This is a genomic window from Leptospira fletcheri (assembly GCF_004769195.1).
Taxonomy (GTDB): domain Bacteria; phylum Spirochaetota; class Leptospiria; order Leptospirales; family Leptospiraceae; genus Leptospira_B; species Leptospira_B fletcheri.
Genome location: NZ_RQET01000004.1, coordinates 1,088,287 through 1,110,190, shown reverse-complemented (window position 1 = coordinate 1,110,190; position 21,904 = coordinate 1,088,287). Strand labels below are relative to the sequence as shown.

Here is a 21,904-nt window from a genome sequence, read left to right as displayed (position 1 = left end):
TTTTCGCAGAATGTTCACATTCAAAAGAGCATGCTCTTTCAAAGAAAATGAATGATTATTCTGTCTGGGAATTGTTTTATCCCTAACTATGATTAGTCGAAGTCGAAAATATTCCATTTATATCGTATACTACAAAGTCGGACGATGTCTCGAATGGAAATATGAACATGATCTAGGTTCGACTAAGCGCCAAGAGAAGTCACCCAAGTGAGAATCCGATCCGCAGGCTTTTTCCAATCCGCTTCAAGCATCATATCATGGCCCATACCGGGAAAAATCTCTGCCTCGGTTCCGTATGCCTGAGCTGTTGCCCGGACTTGTTCTACGGAAAAGATGGAATCCTTTTCCGCTCCTAGCACCAGCACGGAAGTTTTCACCTTTTTCGGTTTTGGCAGCTCGAAGACCATCATATCCAAATAGCCGAGAAAAGATTCTTCCTGCATGTTCTGGAAGTATTTCTGTAACGTGTTATTCTGGATCGGTTCCGAAAAGAACGCTTCTTTGCATAAGGAAGGAGTGGAAATCACATGATAAAGACTCCAAGAAAGCGTCGTCTTTAAGAATACGAGCGGATGCTTCCGAGCGACCCGCAAAGTAGTGGCTAAGACTCCGGACGGAGGAACGGAAGCGAGCAACACGGCCCCCTTTACACTTTTCTTCTCCAGATATTTCTGTACGACCAGGCCCCCCATCGAATGGCCGATTAAAATCGGAGGAACGGAAAATGCTTGGATCACTTCCGTCAAATCGGACACGTAATCCGAAATGCGATGGAACCGAATGCCCTTTTTACCTTCACTTTGCCCATGTCCGCGGAGATCCAGCGCATGCACTTCGAAACCCTTGGAGGCGAAATACGGCAGAAAGAACTCGTCCCAACACCAGGCTCCGTGCCAAGCTCCATGAACGAACAAAAGAGGGATCTTATGCTTGGATTTTTTAGTGGGACGTCGAACAATTGTGTGAATCTTCATAAGACCTCTTTCGGGGTTGATTTGAGGTAGAAGAATCGCATATCGCCCCGTACAAGTCAATCCAAGCGCAAAACGCGGATTTGTCGAAGCGCCCTATCCTTCATCCGTTCAATTTGGCAAAATGACCTCGGTTGGACTCGTACAGCTTGCAAAACACTTCGAAATTTCTCTGGTATATGGCCTTCGTACTCGGATTCGGTTCGAAGCTCGTCCGAACCGGAATCAAATCCCGGATCTGCGAAAAATCGGAGATTTTTCCCAAACCCAACGCCGCTATCGCCGCGGCGCCGGTGGCCCCGGCATTCTGGGGGTGCTCCGTGGTTTCGACCCTTCTACCCGTAACGTCGGAGAGAATCTGGCAAACGATGGGGGATCTGGCTACGCCGCCTACAAAGCGAAGGGTTTTCGAGGCGGGGATTTTCTTTTCGGATAGTTCCAGGATCCATCTTTTGTGAAACGCGATCCCTTCAATCACTGCTCGGATCATCATCCTTTTACCTGTATTCAGTCCGATATTGAAAAAAATTCCTTTTGCCAAAGGATCCTCGAAAGGACAACGATTCCCATGGAGCCAAGGAGTAAAAATGACTCCATCGCTTCCCGCGGGAGTGTCCCGAATGGACTCGAAGAGCAACTCGAACAGACTTTCGTAGATCGCTTCCGTACCTTCCGTGACCTTCTTTTTTTCCAGATAAACCCCGATCTCGTCCAAAGCCAGATGGTCTTTGACCCATTGCAGGCATTTTCCGGATGTTTCCTGCTCTCCGAAATAATTGTAATACCCGGGACGCGCTCCTACGATGGAAGCGATTCGTGCGGAAAGATCCACTTTCCTCTTCGTGGTAACCGTGGAAACCCAGCCGGAAGTTCCGGAGTAAATGTGCGTGTCCCCTTCCGCCACAGCCCCTGCGCCGATCCCGATCAAGGAGGCATCACCGCCTCCGCCGAAAACTGGAATTCCTTCCGTCAGACCGAGATCTCCTGCGGCCAAAGCTGTCAGACCCCCTACTTTCATTGTGGAGGGTACTACTTCGGGCAAATGATCCGGATTGACCCCGAACATTTTGCAAAGACCTTCGTGCCAATGTCCTTTGCCTGGCCTGGAATCGAATAAGAACGTGACAAAAGCTGAATCCGGCGTCATGATCGCTCTCCCCGAGCTTCTCGCGATGAGATATTCCTTCACGTCCAACCACTTGTATACGCTTCGAAATACTTGCGGCTCCTTCGCTTCCACCCATTTGTACTTCCAGAGAGGATCCTTGACGCTCGCGGCTACGGCCCCCGTCACTTGCAACGATCGAAGCAGTTTGAATGCGTTTAATCCTTCGATTTTAAAACCGCTTTCGATTCCTTTTCGCATCTCCTCCTTAGCCCTGCGATCCATATAACTCATCGCAGGTCGAACCGGATTCAGTTGCTTATCGACGAGAACCAATCCCTGCATCTGTGAGCAAAATGAAATCCCGTCGATGTTTCCTTTTTCCCATTTCAAATCGGCAAGCAACCTTCGAGTCGTGTCGCACATCGCTCTCCACCAATCGGACACGTCCTGCTCGATGCCTCCGTCTTCCAAAATCGTTAAATCGTATTCCGCTCCGACGGAGTGCAAAAGTTTCAATTTTTCGGAGACCTCGAACAGACAGGTTTTAATTCCGGTAGTGCCTATATCGTACGTCAGAATATGAAGAGTGGAAGGATCTTTTGCCATTCGTTTGTTTTCCCCGGCCCGAAACCCACTCGGCTACAAGTGAGCAATCACTCATATGCAAAAGAACGAGGGACAAAGAGCAATCATTTTTCTTTCACCGGAACCTCCGATAGAAACGAATCGGAATGGATTTCGCTGAAAGAATTTTCATAAGACGGAAAAGAAAATTACACTTCACTTATATATCTCTTACATCCCGCAAAGAAGAAACCTTTCTCATTCCCGAAACGGTTCCGCGAATTCCGACCTGGAATCGTAAATTGCTTGGAAGTGGAAAGAAAACTACGATCCTTGTCTAAGAAAGATCGAAGGAAGGTTTCGCACCGGTTTTCCTGAAGAAGGATGATCGTAAAACTCTAAAGCGACGGCGAAGCGGATAGATCCTTTTTAACGGGGAAGTCAATGGAAGACAATCGCATTAAATCATACGGATATCGATGGGTAATCCTTGCTCTCTACTCTTTAGTCACTGCCATCATCCAAATCCAGTGGTTGACTTTTGCTCCGATCGCAAGAGAAGCGAAACAATTTTACGGCGTCGGCTCCTTCGAGATAGACCTCCTCTCCATGATCTTCCTGGGTGTCTTCATCGTGATGGCTATACCTGCGTCGTACGTCATCGATACGTATGGAACCAAGGTCGGAGTCGGAATCGGCGCTTTCTTGGCTGGCAGCCTAGGATTCCTAAAAGGATTGCTGGCCTCCGATTATTCCTTCGTGATCTTCTGCCAAATCGGCTTAGCGATCGCGCAGCCTTTTATCATCAATGCGGTAACTAAAGTCAGCGTCCTCTGGTTTCCGCTCAAGGAAAGAGCTACGGCAGTAGCGATCGGAACCTTGGCGCAATTTTTGGGGATCATAGCGGTCATGATCGGGACTCCTCTTTTCATCGGCGGAGACGAACCGGATCCCGCCAAAATTCCGCAAACCGTCATGATCTATGGGATCCTCTCCTTGGTTGGAGCGGCGCTTTTTCTCCTATTCTTCCGGGAAAAACCGCCGACCTCTCCTAGCGTAAACGGAGAAGATTCCAAAATCCAGGTGTTCCAGGGACTCAAACATATCCTGAGCCGGAGAGAAATGCAAAAAGCGTTACTGCTATTTTTCATCGGTTTAGGAATTTTTAATGCTCTGAGCACCTGCATCGATCAAATCTGCGAAAAAAAAGGACTCACCATGGAACAAACCGGGATCGTGGGAGGAATACTCCTCATCTCCGGAATCGTGGGAGGCGTGGTGTTTCCTCCCGTATCGGATGCTATCGGGAAACGGCGTCCCTTCTTGGTTTTGGCTATGATCGGTTTTCTTCCAGGAATCCTTCTTCTTGCATTCGCAAAAGATTATTCCCTTTTATTGGCGGGTTCATTTTTGATCGGATTCTTTCTACTAGGAGCGGGCGCTCCCATCGGATTCCAGTACTGCGCCGAAATCACTTCTCCCGCGCCGGAATCCTCTTCTCAGGGAATTCTATTGTTGATTGGACAAATCTCCGGAATCGCGTTCATCGTAGGAATCAATACTCTGGGCAGCGAAGAATTCATGCGGATCTTCATCGTTCTGTCGGTTCTAAACGCGATTTTATCTTTCTTCTTGAAGGAATCTCCGATGATGGAGTCGAATCTGGTAAAAAACACGGCGGCCGCTTTCCACAAATAATCGGGGGGAAGAAAGACTGAAACGACCGTTGAAAACCGGCAACTTCAGTCCTTGGACAGGGCTCGGCGGATGAACTTCATCAATCCTTGGACGATCTTTTCGTCGTTCCCCACCATTCCTTCCCCGAGATAAATTCTCATTCTTTCTTTATAATATTCCGTCGCGTAGGAGAATTGCAGGGTCATAAACAGATTATCCAGGCAGAATGCGAAAATCCTTTCATCGACCTCCTTGCTCACAATTCCCTGCTTTTTCGCGTTCTTCAACAAGGAAGTATAGACCTTTGCGGAAACCGTTTCCAACTCCGAGGACAATTTCCGTATCAGATCGGAATTCCCTTCCGAAGTCATTTCGTTGTACAATCTGATGATATCCTGATTTTCGCGGGAATGTGTCTGGATGATCCGAAGAATACTTTCTATTTTTCCGAACAGATCGTTTTGTTCGGTCAAAACGGTTTCTAAGGTCTTTTCCAACTGATTGATTCCGTGTCCGACCGCAGTGAGAAAAAAATCCTCTTTGGTCTCGAAATACTTGAACAGAGAACCTACACTGATTCCGGCTTTTTGAGCGATCACATTCGTGTTCGCACTAGTGAAGCCTCGATTTGCGAATTCCGTGATCGCTACGGACAAGATTCGATTTCTCTTTTCTTCCGGAATGCGTTCGAACGTCTCGCTGTAATATTTAGGCATAGATGCGGCCAATTTAGGAAACTCCCCCGTTATGCAAAAGCGGAACTCCTATTCAAATTCCGGATTTCCGGATTTTTAAAGAGGATTCCGTTTTTCTACTTGACAGTGAGTGAGTAGTCACTCACTGTCAAGTAGAAATCTCGATCCAGGGAGAGGAAAATGGCCACCGGTTATGCGATCACCAAATACCCAGATACGCAGGAAGTGTATCGACAATTAAGGAAACTGATCGGATTACCGATACGTTCGATTCGCAAAGACCATTTGCAGGATTATCTGGACAATTATTATGAAAAGAAATGCGTAAAGTCCAAAGCGATGATCCGGGAAGCCTCCGAATTCATTCCCGGAGGCGTGCAACACAACCTTGCTTTTAACTTTCCTTTTCCCCTAGTATTTACGAAGGCGGAAGGAGCCTATTTGCATGATCTGGATGGGAACAAATACATAGACTTCCTGCAAGGAGGAGGCCCTACGGTTCTAGGAAGTAACCCGAAATCGGTCCGTGAAAAAGTGGTGCAATTGTTAAAAGACACGGGACCGGTCACCGGCCTATTTCACGAATACGAACTTAGACTCGCTGAAAAAATCGTGGAACACATGCCCTCCGTTCAGATGTTCCGCATGTTAGGATCCGGCACCGAAGCCTGCATGGCGGCGATCCGGGTAGCGCGTCTGGCAACGAAGAAGAAAAACGTAGTCAAGATGGGTGGAGCCTATCACGGCTGGAGCGACCAACTCGCGTATGGAATCCGTATCCCGGGGACGAGACATTTCGAAGCCCACGGAATTCCGAAACACGTCTTCAAATACACCCAAGAGTTTTATCCGAACGATCTGAATTCCTTGGAAAGCGTTCTCAAAAGGAACCGCTGGAGGGGAGGCACTGCTGCAGTACTGATCGAACCTGTAGGGCCCGAAAGTGGGACCCGACCTCTCGATATGGATTTTAACAAAGGAGTCCGGGAGCTTTGCGACAAATACGGGGCATTGCTCGTATTCGACGAGGTCGTGACGGCCTTTAGGATAGGAATGAGCGGAGCCCAAGGCTACTTCGGAATCAGTCCCGATCTGACCGTATTCGGAAAAGTAGTGGCCGGAGGATATCCTTCCGCGGGAGGATTAGGGGGAAAACGGGAATATATGAAATACCTATCGGCCGGAATCCAAACAGGCATGAAGAAAGCCCTGATCGGCGGCACCATGGCCGCGAACCCTCTCAGTTCCGCAGCAGGATATTATACGCTTGTGGAAATCGAAAAGCAGAAAGCCTGCGAAAAAGCGGGCAAAGCCGGAGATAGAATCACCGCGGGTCTGAAAAAATTGATTCAAAAATACGACCTTCCCTTTGTCGCCTTTAACCAGGGATCCATCTGTCATTTGGAAACCGTAGGTACCATGCTTTTAGAAATCGATATTAAGAAATTCTGGAAAATCAAACGTACGATCCAGGAAGCGCACCAACGGAAAAAAGCCATGGAAGAGATGGGAGCCGCTTATATGGCCGAAGGCTTAGTGACTCTTGCGGGAAGCCGATTATATACCAGTGCATCGGATACGGATGCGGTGATCGACGACGCTTTAAAAAGATTCGATCGAGTATTCCAAAAAGTGGAAGGTGTTTCCGCGAGATAGGAAGTCGGATCGTTTGGAGGGAAATATGGATATCGATAAGGCTAAATTGCTGGTCCGGGATGCCGGAATACGACTGTTAAAGGCGGGATTGATCGCTCGAAGTTGGGGAAATATCAGCCAACGGATCGACGAGGATTATTTCGTAATCACTCCTACGGGAAGAACGTATGAAGACCTGAGACCGGACGAAATGGTACAAGTGAATCGCCACGACCTGAGTCATATCGGAAGGATCAAACCCTCCTATGAAAAGGGGCTTCACGCTGCCGCATACGAACTCAGGTCCGATATCGGCGCAGTGATTCATACCCACCAATTGCAGGCTTCCGTCGTAGCCGCTGCCAGAAGAGAGGTTCCGGTCCTGGATTCCGAGATGAAAAAAATCATAGGTGGCCCTGTACTTTGCACCTCTTATTCCTTACCGGGAACGAAGAAACTTATCAAAATGGCGATCCAAGCATTGGACCGATCCGGAAGCAAAGCGGTTTTGCTCGCAAACCACGGCACGCTATGTATCGGAAAAGATATGACCGATGCGTTCGATGTGGCGATGTCATTGGAACGGGTTTGTAAGAAATTTGTGGACCAAGAATTCGTCAAAATATCCGGGATGAAAAAAACTGGAACGAATGCAGTCAGGGAATGGTACGTCCAAAATTACGGAGTCCGAGCAAACGCATGAAAATTCCGCAAAGCCCGATCGAATTGCAATCGTTTCTTCCCAGATTGGTTCAGGAAGGAATTTTGAAACCGGACGGATGCGCCAGCGTCAAAATCGGACGCAGCGTCTGGATTACGCCGAAGAAGAGCGACCTGAACTCATTAGGAAAAAAGAAGAAGAACGGATTGCTGGAACTACCGTTACAGTCGGATCAGATTTTTCCCGGAGATGTGCCGGAGGAATCCGCAGCTCACATAGCTCTTTACTTGGAGCACCCCGAATGGAACGTAATCGTTCATTCCACTCAGGAAAACATAATGACTTGTTCTATGGCGGGGACGACAGTTCGACCTCTGTTGGACGATATGGCACAGATCGTGGGTCCGAATGCGAAGGTCGTCCAATTGGGTTCCGACCGGAAAGCCTCCTCCAAATTAATATCAGCCATTAAGAGAAGAAACGCAGTATTGTTGCGAAACTCGGGGGCTCTTTGTGCACACGGAAGCATAGACGACGTGCACGCGGTCTGCCAAGTATTGGAAAAGACCTGCAAAGCTTATGTTGATTCCCGGATCCTAGGTGGAGGAAAACCGGTACCGTGGCTGGAGGCGGAAGTGATCCGTTTCGTATACCAAAGAAAATATTCCAAGCAGGCGGAAAAGAATCGTTAATTCTTCAGTACGCCGTTCGAAAAGCGGAGTTTGCAGGCCCCGCTTTTTCTCCCGAAAATATAAGGCGAAGATAAGTCCTCAAGCCTGCCAACAATTATAATTTCTTTTTAAGGTTCTTAGATTCGCATATATAATGAAACTATTATAAAATAATCGAATCCCTTTTTTCCCTCGATTTTCACAAAAACCGGATTTGGAATTGCTTTCCATGAAAGAAGAGTATCGTCCCTTTCATGAAGAGAATTCAGATATATATCATCCTGATCGGCCTGCAATGTTTTGCGGGCTGTAAACCCGGGCAATCAGGTTCGCCGGAAGCCTCCTTTTGGCCCTGGACCTCCGCTCTTTCCTTTGGGGTAAGATCCGGATCGCAGGCATATTCTTTACTCCAAAGCCCTCATTCTTTGGATTATGCGGACACGGAATCCGAACGGATCATTCAGATCGGTCAAAAGACTTTCAACGGAATCACGGATCGGATTTTTTTGGACGGGCTCGGGCGTGAGGCGTATTTCCGAGGTTTTAACATATCCGGGAATACGAAATTAGCTCAGCACGGTTTTAAACCGTTTCAGAATACCGCGGATGCGGAGATCGGGTTTACTCGATTGGCCCAGACGACCGGTACGAACATGATCCGCTTCCTGATCAGTTGGGAAGGAGTCCATACTGCCGTGGATACGATCGACTATTCCTATCTGGACGCCGTAATCGCACAGATGCGGATCGCGATCGGAAAGAGAATGTACGTTCTGATCGATTTTCATCAGGACCTTTTCTCTCGTAATCTGTTCAATCGGAATTCCTGGTATACCGGCAACGGAGCCCCGGCATGGATCATCTCGGCGAATTCCTACCCTACGGAATATTGCGGAATCATCTGCGCGACCTGGAGCCAAAACAATCTTACGAACGAAGCGATCCGTTTGGCATATCGGAATTTCTGGAACGACAAAACCCTAAACACTACTGCGGGGACACGCACCACACAAGAGGAGTTCGTCTGGCAACTCGGCGAGGCAGCCTCCTATCTCAAAAAGAATCTTACCGCGGCGGAGTTCGAATACGTTTTGGGAATCGATCCTTTCAACGAACCGGTGGACGGGGGAATGGAAGGACTCACGCCTGCCCAATGGGACAACCAAAAACTCTGGCCTTTTTACGATAAGGTCAGACAGAAAATGAATCAGGTCGGTTGGGATACGAAATGGGTCTACGCGGAACCTTTGGTTTTTTGGAACACGAACGCGGGAATCGTCTCGGCGACCGGAGGAGGCCATTTGACCACCTTGCCTGGCGAAGGATTCGTTTTTAATTCCCATTTCTACGACGCGGCCCGTATGAGCACGGATCTGACCGGAATCGACAACGCGACTTACTTCACATATTTGGACCAGATACGCAACGAATCCAGATTTCTCCAAATCCCGGTTTTTTTAAGCGAATTCGGAATGTGGATAAAAGGAATCGGCGCCAAGGACACTCCTAGAATGATCAGCGCCGTTTATCAGGCTATGGAGATTTCGGACGGACAACAGAAGGTCAAAAGTCGGTATGCTGACCTTTACAACCCGCTCGTATCCGGTACGGAATGGCATTGGGATTACTACCGCGATCACCACCGGGAATACATGAACGGGAACCCCTCCAAATTGATCACTTCGAAAGACGCATGGAACAGCGAAGACTATTCCGTCGTTTCCGACTACGGCACTACCTTTAACATGGATTATCATGCGATCCAACGTGCCTACCCCAGAAAGTCCCAGGGAAACATCTTAAGTTTCTATTATAATACCGTCGGATTCGATTCCTGGAACAACGTGTTTCAATGGGGAGGAATCCGCCCCGATCCTGCAGGCCCGGTTTTCTTTTCGGATAGAAGATTCGCGATCCTGATTTGGAGAGGAAGAAAATCGGATGCGCCCACAGAACTATTTCTTCCGCCGCATTTCTCCTTATCGGATATCGTTTTGATTTCCGATAAGCGGATCTATAACAAGGGGATCCCTTCTACAATTCAAAGCGAAAACGGAGAAGCCGTCCTCATACCGGATAGGAATCGGGACAGCGGCTCTGGAAATCTATTGATCCTATGGGATGACCTTTTAGACGGTGAAGATCCCGATTCTACCCTGCATTTTCTGATTGCGGTCGACGCGGCAGGAACGTCGTACTCGGACGCCGTCCTGTCCAACATTCAGAGTGCGTTAAAAAACAGAGTCGTCGGAAGCCAGCAAAGTCCCATTTATATGACTGGGAAGATGACTCCGAGCGGATATCCTTCGGAGTAAGAATATCGTCCCGAATCCTTTTTTACGGAGCTTAAACGAATACATGGAAGATAGAAAGGAACTACTGACGGTCAAAATAGCCGCATCGGGACCTATCACGATCAACAGAATCCGATTCGGCCTAGTGATCCTGTTTTTAGGCTCCCTTGCCGCCTCTTGGGCCCAAAGCTCCCTTTTGCAGAATATATCCTATCTGCTCGGAACGATGACACTGGCCGGCTTCGCAGTCTGGAATCTGTTGTCTTTGCGTAGGCAGGGAAGCATTCCTTCCCATATCGGGAAAGCCTCTGTCACTGCGGACGCCGTCATCCTGGGAATAACCATGTTCGTTGCCTCCTGGACGGACAAAGACATGTCTTCGGGCGTGATTCGACAACTCGTACTATATGCCATAAATATGATTTTCATCGTTTATTCGGGACTTTTACTGTCTCCGAATCTCGTAATATGGATCGGTGCAATTTGCGCGAGCTGCCAGGCGATCGTGATTCTGAACAGCGGACTCATGGGTGTGGAATTCACGGAGGACCCGATCAAAGTATTGTCTCCCGGCTACGCCTCCATTTCCGAGCAATCCCTAAAATTGGTGTTCCTCGCCGTCGTGGCCTATATTACGAGAAGTGTGATCGTAATATTCCGTCTGATCGGAGCCGTCGAGGAGGAATATGCAAACACACTGGAAGAAAAGGTGAAAGAGAGAACGAAGGAAGTCACCGGTAAAATGGACGAAATCCAAGCGCTGAAAGTACAGCAGGACGGAGACTATTACCTGACTTCCCTTCTCAGTAAACCCTTGACCACGAACTGGAACACTTCCATCGACGTCACCACCGCCTTTTATATAGAACAAAAAAAGAAGTTCGTATTCAAAAACCGTGAATCGGAATTAGGAGGAGATATTTGCATTACGGGCAATCTTCTCTTCGGGCCGGAGAAAGACAAATGGATCGCATTTCTAAACGGAGATGCAATGGGGAAATCCATGCAAGGTGCAGGAGGGGCGATCGTTCTCGGCACCGCGATGAACAACATCATGGCACGCTCCGCCAGTCATGGAAGAATTTTGGAGATGAGTCCGGAAGATTGGCTTCGTCAGTCCCACCGGGAGTTGGACGATATATTCAGGACGTTCGACGGAATGATGATGGCCTCCGTGATTTTAGGCCTCATTCAGGAAAGGACGGGAAAGATCCTTTTCTTCAACGCGGAACATCCTTGGCCCGTTCTCTACCGGGATGGCAAAGCGTCGTTTCTAGTATCGGAAGCATCCACTTGGAAATTGGGCTCCCCTATCGAAACGAAATTCAAAGTCCAGGAATCTAGTCTGGAGGAAGGAGACGTGATATTTATCGGCTCCGACGGCCGCGACGATATCAGCCTATCGCAGGACGGCACCAACTGGAGGATGAACGAAGACGAAACGTTATTTCCGAAGATCGTAGAGGAGAATAGAGGGGATTTGGAATACATCGCCGATCGTTTGCATACTTTAGGGATTATATCGGACGACATCTCGCTGATTAGAATCGGATTCAAGGAAAAAGTTTCCGCCGATCATCCCAAATACGCATTAGCAATCGGCAAGTATTCTGAGGCAAGGAGAAGCTTACAAAGAAGAGATACGAGCAAAGCCGCCACATTGTTAAAGGAAGCGTGGATGATCGCACCTACGTTCAAAGAGCCCGCCCGACTGCTGGGCAGAATGTACTATGACGAAAAGGACTATTCCAAAGCGATTCAATGGTTTGAAAAATACCTCTCCATCGACTCCGAATCCCACAATATATGGTTCTTGCTTTCCTTATGTTATAAGCATACCAAGGCTTTCTCCAAAGCTGCTGAGGCTGCGGAAACCGTCCGGAAGTCTCAGCCACATCGTCTTGCAAATCTAGTCAACTTAGCCGATAGCTACCGGTTGTTAAACGACCTCGAAAAAGCGAGATCCATATTAAAAATCGCTCAAGAAGTAGACGGAAACAGCGCCATGATAGTCAGATTGGAAGACCTGCTAAGAGCAAACGACGGAAAGATCCAATAAAAAACCCCGGGAATCTCTTCGACTTCCGGGGCCCACTCTCTCCCATCTCTTAAAAGAGGATTTTATTTTTTCTTTGGTTTTGCGGCGGTCTTTTTCGGAGCGGCGCTCTTCTTTTTTTCAGCAGGCGCTTTTTTAGGAGCCTTCTCTTTTTTTGCAGGTGCTTCCTTCGCCGCTTTTGCCTTCTTCTCATCCGCAACGACTTCTCGTTTTTCGCGGATTTCCTTCAGAAGAGTCGGCCGATCTTTACGGTTGGTAAGTTCTAGAATCCCTACTTCAGAATTGTCCGAAGGACGATTCACGAGTTTCAGAATCCGAGTATATCCTCCATTCGTATTCGCATAGCGAACGGCGATATCTTCGAATAATTTGATCACGATATTACGATCTTTGACCCTTTTTAAAACTTCTCTTCTATTATGAAGCTTCACTTCAGGAGCGACATCTCCCAAGTTCTTTTTGGCTCGGGTGATGATCTTTTCCGCATGGGAACGTACCACTTTCAACTTTGCCTGGGTCGACTCGATCCTTTCATATTTAAAAAGGCTCGTAATCATATTGTTAATCAAAGCGTCCCTGTGACCTTTTTCCCGGTTCAGGTGCTTTACTTTATTTCTTTTATTCATTTCAGAAATCCCTCATTCCGAAAGACAAACCCAAACCGGCGAGTTTGGACTTTAGCTCGCCCAACGCTTGTTCGCTATAGTGTTTGGATTTTGACATCTCTTCTTCGGATCTTTTGACAAGATCACCTACAAAATCGATTTCTAAGCTGCGAAGCACATTAAGAGATCGGACCGAAAGCTCCAGTTCCTCTACGTGCTTGGACAAGGAAGCCTTGAGTTTCTCGTCCGCTTCGTCCAGTTCGTCCTCTTCTTCCTCGAGTTCCTCTTCGAAATTGATGAAGACGGTCAAATGCTCCTTCAAAATCTTAGCAGCTTGCGCGACTGCATCTTCCGGAGAAATGGATCCATCGGTCCAAACTTCCAGGGTAAGTTTTTCGTAGTCGGATCTTTGAGCGACACGAGTCTCGGAGATTTCGAAAATCACTTTTTGAACGGGAGAAAAAATGGAGTCTATCGGGATCGTTCCGAGAACTTCGATATCCTTCTTCTTGTCTTCCGCAGGAACATAACCGCGACCGCGTTGAATCTCCAGATCTAAGACAAGATTCGCATCCTCGTTCAGAGTGGCGATATGGAGATCAGGGTTCATGATCTCGATGGAGGAATCCACCGCCAGATCTCCGGCCCTAAAATATCCGGCGCCTTTCAGCTCAAGATGGATGACCTTGCTCTGGTCCTTGTCTTCCGGCTCGTATTTGATTCGAACCTGTTTTAGGTTCAATATAATACGGGTTACGTCCTCAGCCACTCCTTCGATGTATGAGAACTCATGATTGACGCCTTCGATCCGGATGGCGGAAATCGCCGCACCCTCGATCGAGGACATGAGAGTCCGACGGAGAGAGTTTCCGATCGTAGTCGCAAACCCGCGTTCAAACGGCTCCGCGACGAACTTTCCGTAATTCGGGGTATTCGCTTCCGTAGTGAATTCGATCTTTTTAGGACGTTTAAATCCTTTGAGTAAGCTTTTAAGAGACAATGTGAAAACCTTCGTACCTTTATTACTTGGAGTACAACTCCACGATCACCTGTTCTTTCACCGGAATATCCACATGGTGGCGCTCCGGTAGGGAAAGAACATCCCCCGAAAACTTGATAAAGTCGGCTGACAACCAAGAAGGAATCGCATTCAAAGACTGAGCCAACTGGATGTTTTGCGTGATAAAGCCGGACTTATGGAATTTCGGACGAATCTCCACTTTATCCCCTGCGTTCAATCTATAGGAGGGAATATCTACTCTTTCTCCGTTTACAAGAATGTGCTGGTGGGAGATGAAATTCCGCGCCTGACGTCTCGTTACGGCAAATCCTAAACGATAAACGACGTTATCCAATCTTCTTTCCAGAAGTTGCAAAAGGATTTCGCCCGTGACTCCGTGAGCGTGCGACGCTTCTTCATAATAACGACGGAACTGCTTTTCCAACAAACCGTAAGCACGTTTCAGCTTTTGCTTTTCTCTCAACTGCGCACCGTATTCGGAAACTTTCGGCTTCCTTTTCGGCGGCATACCCGGGGGTCCCTTTTTATGGAACTTGTCCCGATTGAAAGTATAGCTAGATTTGAGGAAGAGGTTGAGCCCCTCTCTCCTCATCAGTTTTACGACCGGACCTCTATATCTTGCCATATTCTTCCTCCCTTAAACCCTTCTTCTCTTACGGGGACGACATCCGTTATGGGGCAGGGGCGTTACGTCCTTGATCATTTTAATAGAAAGACCTCTCGCTACGAGAGAACGGATCGCGGATTCGCGTCCGATCCCCGGTCCGGAAACTAGCACATCGACTTCGGTTAGCCCGGTAGCATCGATCGCTTTTTCGGCTGCGTTCCCCGCCGCGATCTGAGCCGCATACGGAGTGGACTTCTTGGACCCGCGGAAACCCATAGCTCCCGCTGTGGACCAGGAAAGTGTATTCCCGGCCAAATCGGTGATGGTAATGATCGTATTGTTAAAGGAAGCGGTGATGTACACTTTACCGCGAGGAACTACCTTTTTTTCCTTCTTCTTTACTTTCTTATCTTTCTTTGCTTTTTTATCTTCAGCCATGATTACTTAGTCGCCTTTTTCTTGTTGGCCACGGTCTTCTTGACCCCTTTCCGAGTACGGGCATTAGTACGGGTTCTTTGTCCCCGAACCGGAAGTCCTTTTCTATGACGCAGTCCCCGATAACAACCGATATCCATCAAACGTTTGATGTTCAATTGGTTTTCCGAACGAAGATCTCCTTCCACTTTTACGGATTCTTCGATTACTTTTCTGATCGCCGCCTCCTGCGTATCGGAAAGATCCTTTACGCGGACCGCTTGGTCTACGCCGGCTTTCGCCAGGACTTTACGGGAGGTGGAAGGCCCTATACCGAAAATATAGGTCAAGCCGACGACGATTCTTTTTTCCCTCGGAAGATCGATTCCTGCGATACGTGCCATGGTTACGCTTGCCTTTGCTTGTGTTTAGGATTAGTGCAAATCACACGAATCACACCTTTTCTTCTAATGATCTTGCAACTGGTGCAGATTTTTTTTACGGAAGTTCTTACTTTCATAACGTTCGTCCTATTTCTTACGGTAGGTGATTCTACCCTTGGTCAAATCATACGGGGAAAGTTCCACGGTGACCTTATCTCCGGGAAGGATCCTGATGTAGTGCATTCTCATTTTTCCGGAAATATGAGCCAAAACCTTGTGACCGTTTTCCAGTTCAACGCGGAACATAGCGTTTGGAAGTGGTTCCAATACCGTTCCGTCCACGGTGATCGCTTCTTCTTTTGCCAAGTTACACCAGCTCCTTTTGAATGAGTTTGGTTACTTGCTCCAAAGAGCCGACTCCATTAATACGGGAAAGATTCCCTTTTGCGGAATAATAATCCAGAAGAGGAAGAGTCTTCTTATTGTACGTATCCAATCTACTCTTGATCGTAGTCTCGTTGTCATCGGAACGACCTTCGATCTCGGCGCGCTTCAATAACCTTTGCAGGAGCTCCACATCCGGAACCTCCAAGTTGATCGCACGTTTGATGTTCTTTCCTTCCGATTTCAATAGCTGGTCCAGCGCTTCCGCCTGCTCGACAGTCCTAGGAAACCCATCCAATAAAAATCCGTTTTTGCAATCCGGTTCCACAATCCGATCCTGAATGATACCGATCACGACGGAATCCGGAACCAGATCACCTGCATCCATATATCTCTTGGCTTCCAAGCCCATTTTGGTCCCGTTCTTTACCGCGGAACGCAAAATATCCCCCGTCGAGATCTGAGGGATTCCTAAGGTATCGCAAAGAATTTTGGCCTGAGTTCCTTTTCCGGCTCCGGGGGGCCCCATAAAAATGATCGAATTCATCTCTTAGGACCTTCCCTTAATTTTGGATTTCTTCAAGAACCCGTCGTAGTTTCTCATCAAGAGTTGGGATTCCAACTGCTTCAAGGTTTCGAGAGCCACCCCTACCATAATCAACAAGGAGGTTCCTCCGAACGTGTATACCAAGGAACCTCCGCCGGAGTTCGTTCCGAGATCCAAGAAACGAATAATGATATAAGGAGCCAAAGCCAGACCGGCGAGAAAGATTGCGCCCGGCAAAGTGATCCGGTTCAGAACCTTTTCTATATATTCCTTCGTATGGGAACCGGGACGAATTCCTGGAATGAATCCGTTGTATTTACGCAGATTCTCCGCAAGCTCGGCCGGATTGAATTGGATCGCAGTGTAGAAATACGCGAAAAATACGATCAAACCGATGTAGATAAAAAAGTACACCGCGGCGTGATACCAGATTTGGGAGAAAGGATTCAGATAATCCAGTAAAACTGCCCAACCGGCCCATTCCGGGATATCCACGATCTGCTGGATGATCGTCTGCGGGAAGAGAAGTAAAGAAGAAGCGAAGATGATCGGCATTACGCTGGCGCCATTGACCTTAAACGGAATGCTTTGGCTTTTGGCCTGAACCATCCTGCGACCTACCATCTGCTTCCCGTATTGCAAGGGCACCTTGCGAACGCCCTGCGTCAGAAGAACGGTCAAAGAGATCAGAAGAATGAAAAGAAGAAGTAGAATGATGATATTCAACCCGTCTACGAAGTTCTCTTGGAAGAGTTGGTAAACGGAACTAGGCAAACGGCCTACGATCCCGGCGAAGATCAATAGGGAAATTCCGTTCCCGATCCCTCTTTCAGTGATCTGCTCGCCAAGCCAAATCAAGAGAACCGTTCCGGTCGTGATGGACAATAACGCAATGAAGAAGAACCAAGATTCGACGGAAGAATGGATCAAACCTGGATGCAAAGCCGCTTTTTGATCGGCTCCATAAGACCATTGCTGCGCAAGGCGGATCACTGCGAGAGACTGGACCGCGCAAAGAATAATCGTGCCGTACTTGGTGTACTGGCCGATTTTTTTCCGACCTTCTTCCCCTTCCTTTTGCAACTTTTGCAAGGAAGGAATCAGCACCATGACCAATTGCATGATGATGGAAGAGGAAATGTACGGCATGATTCCCAATGCGAATATGGAGAAGTTCAAAAGGGCTCCTCCCGCAAACATGTCGAACATTCCGACCAGACCTTCGGATGAGGTAGCGTCAGCCGCAATTGCGGAGACCACCTTCGGATCGATTCCCGGAATCGTAATATGAGTTCCGAGACGGAATAGGAGAAGCATACCAAGGGTAAAGAAAACCTTATTCCTTAGCTCCGGAATCTTAAAGATATTTGCGATCGAAGTCAGCATGCGGTCCTAAATAATTCCTTATCCTGTTTCCGGGACCTTCCGATCCCCTACTGGGCAACAAAGGGACTCGAAATCGAATCCCTTCCCTAAAATTTCCTGACAAAAAATAGCCAGAGTAAAAAGCCGGAAATCAGGCTTTTTCAGCCAGTTCGGACCGTAATTTTACGGACCCACCGGCCTTTTCTATTTTTTCCTTGGCGGTTTTCGAAACCCGATCGGCCACGATATGGACCGCTTTTTTGATTTCCCCTGTGCCAAGAATCTTGAACGGAGTGGTCTCTTTATCGAGAATCTTCGATTCAACCATATTTTTGGCATCTATGTTCCCGGTCAAACCGCTTTTCTCGATGTCCCGCAGGTTGATTGGGAAGAAATCCTTATGAAAAATAGAAGTGAATCCTCTTTTCGGAATCCGGCGATGGATCGGCATCTGGCCGCCTTCAAAACCCCGGCGAACCGTATTTCTAGCATACTGTCCTTTGGATCCACGGCCCCCTGTTTTCCCGGTTTTGGAACCGATCCCGCGTCCCAGACGCTTTTTGGAGCGGCTGGAACCTTTCGGTGCAGGGACTGTATTCTGAGCGGGAGCATTTTCCTTTTCAGAACGTTCTTTTCCGAACGCCAGTGCAGTCTTGATTCTTTCCTTGCTCATATCTATTCCGAACCTTTACGCCTTATCCACTTTTACCAAGTGATGAACGTCGTTGATCATTCCTTGGATCTGGGGGGTCAGAGTATGTTTACGTTGTTGGCCGGTCTTTCTCAAGCCCAGCGCCGCTAAAGTCAGCTTCTGGCCTTTTTTAACGCCTATGCTGCTTTTGATTTGGGTGACGATCACGGTTTCCATTTATTTATCCTACGTCGTTACCGAACAAACGAGCCAGACTGATTCCCCGTTTCCGAGCAGCCAGTACCGGAGTCTCCAATTGTTGGAGAGCGTCCAGAGTCGCCTTTACGATGTTTACCGGATTGGAAGAACCCCAAGACTTGCTTAAGATGTCCTGAATTCCGACTTTTTCCACTACGGAACGAACCGATCCACCCGCAATGATTCCGGTTCCCGGTGAACTCGGCTTGAGAATCACCTTCGCGGATTTGAATTTCCCGGTTACTTCGTGGGGAATCGTATGACCGCGGAATTGGATTTTCACCAAGTTCTTCTTAGCCGATTCGATGGATTTACGAATCGCATCCGGAACCTCGTTGGCCTTCCCGAATCCGATCCCTACCTTCCCTTTGGAATCGCCTACTACAGTCAGCGCGTTAAAGGAAAAACGGCGTCCCCCCTTCACGACTTTTGCGACCCGGTCGATCTTCACGACCTTTTCGGAAAATTCTTTCGATTCTTGCTCTTGTTCGTATGCCATAAATTAGAACTCCAGACCAGCTTCTCTGGCCGCATCGGCAAAAGCCGCGATCCTTCCATGATAGATCATGCCGGAACGATCCAACATGACTGTCTTTACTCCCTTGGAAGAAGCTCTTTGTCCGATCGCTTTTCCTAGAGCCTTTGCAGCTTCGACATCTTTCCGGCTTTTTCCTGCGGACGCGAACTCATTTTCTAAGGTCGTCGCGGAAACCAAAGTGATTCCTTTGGAATCGTCCACAATTTGACAGGAAAGATAACGGTTCGACTTATTGAAAACCAGACGAGGGCGCTCTCCGTTTTGGCGAAGTTTGAATCTGGAGCGCTCCGCTCTTCTATGTTTGGCTGCGACTTTCTTCAGTTTGTTAATCATGGCCTTATTTCTTACCGGTTTTTCCGGCCTTTCTCTTAATTACTTCGTCGCTGTACCGGATTCCCTTTCCTTTGTAAGGCTCGGGCGGTCTTTTAGAACGAATATCGGCGGCGACTTGTCCGACCAATTGTTTGTCGATTCCGAAAACCTTGATCTTAACCTGTTCGTTTACGTCGATTTTGATTCCCTTCGGAGTTTTATAAACTACCTCGTGGGAATATCCCAAGTTCATCACCAGGTCTTCTCCGCGTTTTGCGGCGCGATATCCCACTCCGGTAATGTCTAGGTTTTTTTCCCAACCTTGGGTAACTCCCTTGACGCAATTCATCAGAAGCGCCCGAGTCAAGCCGTGCAGGGCGACCACGTTCTGCTCTTCGCTGGATCTTTCCAACTTCACGATTCCGGCATCGCTTTTTAGGGCGATTCCGGAGAAAATCGGCGTATGCAGCTCGCCTAACGGGCCTTTTACGCGAATCGTATCGTTTTCCAGTTTTACTTCCACTTTTTCGGGAAGTTTAATCTCTGCTTTTCCAATCCTGGACATAGGTTTTACGGAAATCCGCTCCCTCTTAAGAGAGTTTGCAGATCACCTCTCCTCCTACGCGTAATTTGCGGGCTTTTTTACCCGTCATGATTCCTTTAGAAGTAGAAAGGATCATCGTTCCCATATTGTTCTTATACGGACGGATGTCCTCGCTCTTGAGATAAACTCGTCTTCCGGGAGTGGAAACCCGAACCAACTCGCGAATCACCGGTTTCTTGGTTCCGTCATATTTCAAAGAAACCTTAAAATCCTCGAAAGTTCCGTTCGGAACGGGCTCGTAACCGTTGATGAAACCTTCTTCTTTCATCAGTTCCAAAATGGAACGTTTGATCTTGCTTCCGGGAATAACACAGCTTTCGTGTTTTGCACGTCCGGCATTCCGGATGCGGGTCAGCATGTCGCCGATAGGATCAGATAAACTCATATATTCTCTCCTCCCGCCTTACCAAGATGCCTTTACTACGCCGGGAATCTGTGCCTGACTGGCCAGCTTCCGGAAACAAATTCTACACATATCAAACCTTCTAAGGTAACCGCGAGGTCTGCCGCAAAGCGGGCAACGGTTGTGTACGCGCACCTTAAACTTCTTAACTTTTTTATGCCTTTCTATCAGAGAGGTCTTAGCCATAACTGCGGGTACTCCTTATCTCAGGTTCCGGAACGGCATACCAAAAGCTAAAAGCAAGCTATGCGCTTCCGCGTCGCTTTTGGTATTCGTCACGAAGGTCATATTCATTCCGTAGATCGTATTGATCTTATCCACTTTGATTTCCGGAAAAATGATCTGTTCTTTGATGCTAAAGTTGTAGTTTCCGCGGCCATCGAACCCTTTTTCGGAAACACCTTTGAAGTCGCGAACCCGAGGAAGAGCCACGTTCACCAAACGATCCAGGAATTCATACATGTAATTCCCGCGAAGAGTTACGGTCGCACCGAGACTCATCCCTTCCCGAAGTTTAAAACCCGCGATGGATTTTTTCGCCTTCGTTTTTACCGGGCGCTGTCCCGTGATCAGGGCCATCTCTTCAACCGCCGCTTCGAGAGCTTTCGGATTCGTATGAGCTTCTCCCATACCTACGTTCAGGACGATTTTTTCGAGGCGGGGAACCTGCATTACGGATTTGAAATTGTACTGCTTTTGGAGTGCGGGAGCGATTTCTTTCCCGTATTTTTCCTTCAATCTCGCTGCCATGACTTAGATCTCTTTCCCGTCCGGTCTGGATACACGGACTTTTTTGCCTTTACTTTCCTGGAATCCTACGCGAACCCCTTTTTTCTTTTTGGAGTCGTAGAACATCACGTTCGAAATATGCATCGGAGCTTCCACTTCGACGATCCCGCCCTGTGGATTCTCCTGAGTCGGTCTAAGGAATCGTTTGCGCTTGTTCAAACCTTCCACGACGACGCGATCCCGTTTCTTATCGATAACGAGGATCTTACCGCGTTTTCCTTTTTCTTTTCCGGCGATCACAACGACTTCGTCGTCTTTGTGTAAGCGGATCGCTTTGAACTTAGTATATTCGGATCCCCGATATGTAAGCTTGGACATTATAGAACCTCCGGAGCGAGGGAGATGATCTTTGCGTATTTCTTATCCCGCAGCTCGCGAGCTACAGGCCCGAAAATACGAGTGCCTTTCGGATTCCCCTTATCGTCGATAATCGCTACCGCGTTATCGTCGAAACGGATATAAGAACCATCGGGACGACGAATCTCTTTTTTCGTGCGAACGACAACGGCCCGCTGCACTGCCTTATTATGGACCTTTTTCCCCGTCGAATCCTTTAACCCGTAAGCAGGCTGCGCGTCCTTAACGGCGACGATGATTTCGTCTCCTACGGAAGCATAACGCTTTTTTGAGCCCCCTAGGACCTTGATACAAGTGACTCTCTTGATCCCGGAGTTGTCGGCGACTTGGAGGATGGTTTCCTGTTGGATCATC

General features: G+C 48.1%; 28 protein-coding genes. 6 read left to right on the top strand and 22 right to left on the bottom strand.

Annotation, left to right across the window (positions count from 1 at the left end; genetic code table 11):
* Window positions 1-182 precede the first annotated feature (182 nt).
* Both EHO60_RS08590 and EHO60_RS08585 read right to left on the bottom strand, forming a co-directional pair.
* Window positions 183-974 (bottom strand): alpha/beta hydrolase, encoded by a 792-nt coding sequence (locus EHO60_RS08590; protein ID WP_135767704.1) that lies wholly within the window; start codon window positions 972-974, stop codon window positions 183-185.
* Between the two features lie 100 nt (window positions 975-1,074).
* Entirely contained in the window at window positions 1,075-2,685 is a 1,611-nt protein-coding gene (locus tag EHO60_RS08585; protein WP_135767703.1) for a xylulokinase, read from the bottom strand.
* Window positions 2,686-3,087: 402 nt separating this feature from the next.
* Here EHO60_RS08585 and EHO60_RS08580 point away from each other — a divergent pair, with 402 nt between their 5' ends.
* A complete protein-coding gene (locus tag EHO60_RS08580) occupies window positions 3,088-4,341 on the top strand; it encodes an MFS transporter (protein WP_135767702.1) in 1,254 nt (417 codons plus the stop codon).
* A gap of 44 nt (window positions 4,342-4,385) precedes the next feature.
* On the opposite strand, the gene EHO60_RS08575 is transcribed toward EHO60_RS08580, so the two are convergent.
* Window positions 4,386-5,036, bottom strand: coding sequence for a TetR/AcrR family transcriptional regulator (locus tag EHO60_RS08575; RefSeq protein ID WP_135767701.1), 651 nt, complete (start codon window positions 5,034-5,036; stop codon window positions 4,386-4,388).
* Between the two features lie 159 nt (window positions 5,037-5,195).
* Here EHO60_RS08575 and EHO60_RS08570 point away from each other — a divergent pair, with 159 nt between their 5' ends.
* From EHO60_RS08570 to EHO60_RS08550, 5 genes are all read left to right on the top strand, one after another.
* Window positions 5,196-6,671: an aspartate aminotransferase family protein gene (locus tag EHO60_RS08570; RefSeq protein ID WP_135767700.1), complete on the top strand. Its 1,476-nt coding sequence runs from the start codon at window positions 5,196-5,198 to the stop codon at window positions 6,669-6,671.
* A 25-nt stretch (window positions 6,672-6,696) separates the two neighbouring features.
* A complete protein-coding gene (locus tag EHO60_RS08565) occupies window positions 6,697-7,353 on the top strand; it encodes a class II aldolase/adducin family protein (protein WP_135767699.1) in 657 nt (218 codons plus the stop codon).
* The gene (locus EHO60_RS08560) at window positions 7,350-8,003 is read left to right on the top strand and encodes a class II aldolase/adducin family protein (RefSeq protein WP_135767698.1); all 654 of its coding nucleotides are present in this window, start codon (window positions 7,350-7,352) and stop codon (window positions 8,001-8,003) included. The genes EHO60_RS08565 and EHO60_RS08560 overlap by 4 nt, the downstream gene beginning before the upstream one ends.
* 233 nt (window positions 8,004-8,236) lie before the next feature.
* A complete protein-coding gene (locus tag EHO60_RS08555) occupies window positions 8,237-10,297 on the top strand; it encodes a cellulase family glycosylhydrolase (RefSeq protein ID WP_135767697.1) in 2,061 nt (686 codons plus the stop codon).
* A 43-nt stretch (window positions 10,298-10,340) separates the two neighbouring features.
* Window positions 10,341-12,335, top strand: a complete 1,995-nt coding sequence (locus EHO60_RS08550) for a PP2C family protein-serine/threonine phosphatase (protein WP_135767696.1) — start codon at window positions 10,341-10,343, stop codon at window positions 12,333-12,335.
* Window positions 12,336-12,397: 62 nt separating this feature from the next.
* Here EHO60_RS08550 and rplQ read toward each other — a convergent pair whose 3' ends face one another.
* The 19 genes from rplQ to rplN all read right to left on the bottom strand — a co-directional run bounded on the left by rplQ (window position 12,398) and on the right by rplN (window position 21,903).
* Window positions 12,398-12,958 carry a 50S ribosomal protein L17 gene (rplQ, locus tag EHO60_RS08545; RefSeq protein WP_135767695.1) on the bottom strand — a complete coding sequence of 187 codons (561 nt, stop codon included), beginning with the start codon at window positions 12,956-12,958 and terminating at the stop codon, window positions 12,398-12,400.
* Between the two features lies 1 nt (window position 12,959).
* Window positions 12,960-13,937, bottom strand: a complete 978-nt coding sequence (locus EHO60_RS08540; protein WP_135767694.1) for a DNA-directed RNA polymerase subunit alpha — start codon at window positions 13,935-13,937, stop codon at window positions 12,960-12,962.
* 22 nt (window positions 13,938-13,959) lie between these two features.
* Window positions 13,960-14,583 carry a 30S ribosomal protein S4 gene (gene rpsD, locus EHO60_RS08535; protein ID WP_135767693.1) on the bottom strand — a complete coding sequence of 208 codons (624 nt, stop codon included), beginning with the start codon at window positions 14,581-14,583 and terminating at the stop codon, window positions 13,960-13,962.
* A 12-nt stretch (window positions 14,584-14,595) separates the two neighbouring features.
* Window positions 14,596-15,003 carry a 30S ribosomal protein S11 gene (gene rpsK / locus EHO60_RS08530; protein WP_135767692.1) on the bottom strand — a complete coding sequence of 136 codons (408 nt, stop codon included), beginning with the start codon at window positions 15,001-15,003 and terminating at the stop codon, window positions 14,596-14,598.
* 2 nt (window positions 15,004-15,005) lie between these two features.
* Complete coding sequence (rpsM, locus tag EHO60_RS08525; protein WP_135767691.1) at window positions 15,006-15,383, bottom strand: 30S ribosomal protein S13; 378 nt, start codon at window positions 15,381-15,383, stop codon at window positions 15,006-15,008.
* Between the two features lie 2 nt (window positions 15,384-15,385).
* A complete protein-coding gene (gene rpmJ / locus EHO60_RS08520; protein WP_010414512.1) occupies window positions 15,386-15,499 on the bottom strand; it encodes a 50S ribosomal protein L36 in 114 nt (37 codons plus the stop codon).
* Between the two features lie 10 nt (window positions 15,500-15,509).
* Window positions 15,510-15,728, bottom strand: coding sequence for a translation initiation factor IF-1 (gene infA, locus EHO60_RS08515; RefSeq protein ID WP_010414515.1), 219 nt, complete (start codon window positions 15,726-15,728; stop codon window positions 15,510-15,512).
* Between the two features lies 1 nt (window position 15,729).
* Entirely contained in the window at window positions 15,730-16,293 is a 564-nt protein-coding gene (locus EHO60_RS08510; RefSeq protein ID WP_135767690.1) for an adenylate kinase, read from the bottom strand.
* Between the two features lie 3 nt (window positions 16,294-16,296).
* Window positions 16,297-17,679: a preprotein translocase subunit SecY gene (gene secY, locus EHO60_RS08505; protein ID WP_135767689.1), complete on the bottom strand. Its 1,383-nt coding sequence runs from the start codon at window positions 17,677-17,679 to the stop codon at window positions 16,297-16,299.
* 130 nt (window positions 17,680-17,809) lie between these two features.
* A complete protein-coding gene (gene rplO, locus EHO60_RS08500; protein WP_135767688.1) occupies window positions 17,810-18,331 on the bottom strand; it encodes a 50S ribosomal protein L15 in 522 nt (173 codons plus the stop codon).
* A 15-nt stretch (window positions 18,332-18,346) separates the two neighbouring features.
* Window positions 18,347-18,526, bottom strand: coding sequence for a 50S ribosomal protein L30 (gene rpmD / locus EHO60_RS08495; protein ID WP_135767687.1), 180 nt, complete (start codon window positions 18,524-18,526; stop codon window positions 18,347-18,349).
* A 4-nt stretch (window positions 18,527-18,530) separates the two neighbouring features.
* Window positions 18,531-19,046: a 30S ribosomal protein S5 gene (gene rpsE / locus EHO60_RS08490; protein WP_135767686.1), complete on the bottom strand. Its 516-nt coding sequence runs from the start codon at window positions 19,044-19,046 to the stop codon at window positions 18,531-18,533.
* A gap of 3 nt (window positions 19,047-19,049) precedes the next feature.
* On the bottom strand, window positions 19,050-19,418 hold the full coding sequence (gene rplR / locus EHO60_RS08485) for a 50S ribosomal protein L18 (RefSeq protein WP_135767685.1): 369 nt from the start codon (window positions 19,416-19,418) through the stop codon (window positions 19,050-19,052).
* 4 nt (window positions 19,419-19,422) lie between these two features.
* A complete protein-coding gene (gene rplF / locus EHO60_RS08480) occupies window positions 19,423-19,962 on the bottom strand; it encodes a 50S ribosomal protein L6 (protein WP_135767684.1) in 540 nt (179 codons plus the stop codon).
* A gap of 25 nt (window positions 19,963-19,987) precedes the next feature.
* Window positions 19,988-20,386, bottom strand: coding sequence for a 30S ribosomal protein S8 (gene rpsH, locus EHO60_RS08475; RefSeq protein ID WP_135767683.1), 399 nt, complete (start codon window positions 20,384-20,386; stop codon window positions 19,988-19,990).
* An 18-nt stretch (window positions 20,387-20,404) separates the two neighbouring features.
* Window positions 20,405-20,590 (bottom strand): type Z 30S ribosomal protein S14, encoded by a 186-nt coding sequence (locus EHO60_RS08470; protein WP_135767682.1) that lies wholly within the window; start codon window positions 20,588-20,590, stop codon window positions 20,405-20,407.
* A gap of 15 nt (window positions 20,591-20,605) precedes the next feature.
* A complete protein-coding gene (rplE, locus tag EHO60_RS08465) occupies window positions 20,606-21,154 on the bottom strand; it encodes a 50S ribosomal protein L5 (RefSeq protein WP_135767681.1) in 549 nt (182 codons plus the stop codon).
* Window positions 21,155-21,157: 3 nt separating this feature from the next.
* Window positions 21,158-21,511 carry a 50S ribosomal protein L24 gene (rplX, locus tag EHO60_RS08460; protein ID WP_135767680.1) on the bottom strand — a complete coding sequence of 118 codons (354 nt, stop codon included), beginning with the start codon at window positions 21,509-21,511 and terminating at the stop codon, window positions 21,158-21,160.
* Complete coding sequence (gene rplN / locus EHO60_RS08455; protein WP_135767679.1) at window positions 21,511-21,903, bottom strand: 50S ribosomal protein L14; 393 nt, start codon at window positions 21,901-21,903, stop codon at window positions 21,511-21,513. Before rplN ends, rplX begins: the two co-directional genes overlap by 1 nt.
* Window position 21,904 lies beyond the last annotated feature (1 nt).

Bases quoted from the DNA above. Each gene is read 5' to 3' on its own strand.
- EHO60_RS08590 (WP_135767704.1), bottom strand. From the start codon at position 974: ATGAAGATTCACACAATTGTTCGACGTCCCACTAAAAAATCCAAGCAT.
- EHO60_RS08585 (WP_135767703.1), bottom strand. From the start codon at position 2,685: ATGGCAAAAGATCCTTCCACTCTTCATATTCTGACGTACGATATAGGC.
- EHO60_RS08580 (WP_135767702.1), top strand. From the start codon at position 3,088: ATGGAAGACAATCGCATTAAATCATACGGATATCGATGGGTAATCCTT.
- EHO60_RS08575 (WP_135767701.1), bottom strand. From the start codon at position 5,036: ATGCCTAAATATTACAGCGAGACGTTCGAACGCATTCCGGAAGAAAAG.
- EHO60_RS08570 (WP_135767700.1), top strand. From the start codon at position 5,196: ATGGCCACCGGTTATGCGATCACCAAATACCCAGATACGCAGGAAGTG.
- EHO60_RS08565 (WP_135767699.1), top strand. From the start codon at position 6,697: ATGGATATCGATAAGGCTAAATTGCTGGTCCGGGATGCCGGAATACGA.
- EHO60_RS08560 (WP_135767698.1), top strand. From the start codon at position 7,350: ATGAAAATTCCGCAAAGCCCGATCGAATTGCAATCGTTTCTTCCCAGA.
- EHO60_RS08555 (WP_135767697.1), top strand. From the start codon at position 8,237: ATGAAGAGAATTCAGATATATATCATCCTGATCGGCCTGCAATGTTTT.
- EHO60_RS08550 (WP_135767696.1), top strand. From the start codon at position 10,341: ATGGAAGATAGAAAGGAACTACTGACGGTCAAAATAGCCGCATCGGGA.
- rplQ (WP_135767695.1), bottom strand. From the start codon at position 12,958: ATGAATAAAAGAAATAAAGTAAAGCACCTGAACCGGGAAAAAGGTCAC.
- rpsD (WP_135767693.1), bottom strand. From the start codon at position 14,583: ATGGCAAGATATAGAGGTCCGGTCGTAAAACTGATGAGGAGAGAGGGG.
- rpsK (WP_135767692.1), bottom strand. From the start codon at position 15,003: ATGGCTGAAGATAAAAAAGCAAAGAAAGATAAGAAAGTAAAGAAGAAG.
- rpsM (WP_135767691.1), bottom strand. From the start codon at position 15,383: ATGGCACGTATCGCAGGAATCGATCTTCCGAGGGAAAAAAGAATCGTC.
- rpmJ (WP_010414512.1), bottom strand. From the start codon at position 15,499: ATGAAAGTAAGAACTTCCGTAAAAAAAATCTGCACCAGTTGCAAGATC.
- EHO60_RS08510 (WP_135767690.1), bottom strand. From the start codon at position 16,293: ATGAATTCGATCATTTTTATGGGGCCCCCCGGAGCCGGAAAAGGAACT.
- secY (WP_135767689.1), bottom strand. From the start codon at position 17,679: ATGCTGACTTCGATCGCAAATATCTTTAAGATTCCGGAGCTAAGGAAT.
- rplO (WP_135767688.1), bottom strand. From the start codon at position 18,331: ATGAGCAAGGAAAGAATCAAGACTGCACTGGCGTTCGGAAAAGAACGT.
- rpmD (WP_135767687.1), bottom strand. From the start codon at position 18,526: ATGGAAACCGTGATCGTCACCCAAATCAAAAGCAGCATAGGCGTTAAA.
- rpsE (WP_135767686.1), bottom strand. From the start codon at position 19,046: ATGGCATACGAACAAGAGCAAGAATCGAAAGAATTTTCCGAAAAGGTC.
- rplR (WP_135767685.1), bottom strand. From the start codon at position 19,418: ATGATTAACAAACTGAAGAAAGTCGCAGCCAAACATAGAAGAGCGGAG.
- rplF (WP_135767684.1), bottom strand. From the start codon at position 19,962: ATGTCCAGGATTGGAAAAGCAGAGATTAAACTTCCCGAAAAAGTGGAA.
- rpsH (WP_135767683.1), bottom strand. From the start codon at position 20,386: ATGAGTTTATCTGATCCTATCGGCGACATGCTGACCCGCATCCGGAAT.
- EHO60_RS08470 (WP_135767682.1), bottom strand. From the start codon at position 20,590: ATGGCTAAGACCTCTCTGATAGAAAGGCATAAAAAAGTTAAGAAGTTT.
- rplE (WP_135767681.1), bottom strand. From the start codon at position 21,154: ATGGCAGCGAGATTGAAGGAAAAATACGGGAAAGAAATCGCTCCCGCA.
- rplX (WP_135767680.1), bottom strand. From the start codon at position 21,511: ATGTCCAAGCTTACATATCGGGGATCCGAATATACTAAGTTCAAAGCG.
- rplN (WP_135767679.1), bottom strand. From the start codon at position 21,903: ATGATCCAACAGGAAACCATCCTCCAAGTCGCCGACAACTCCGGGATC.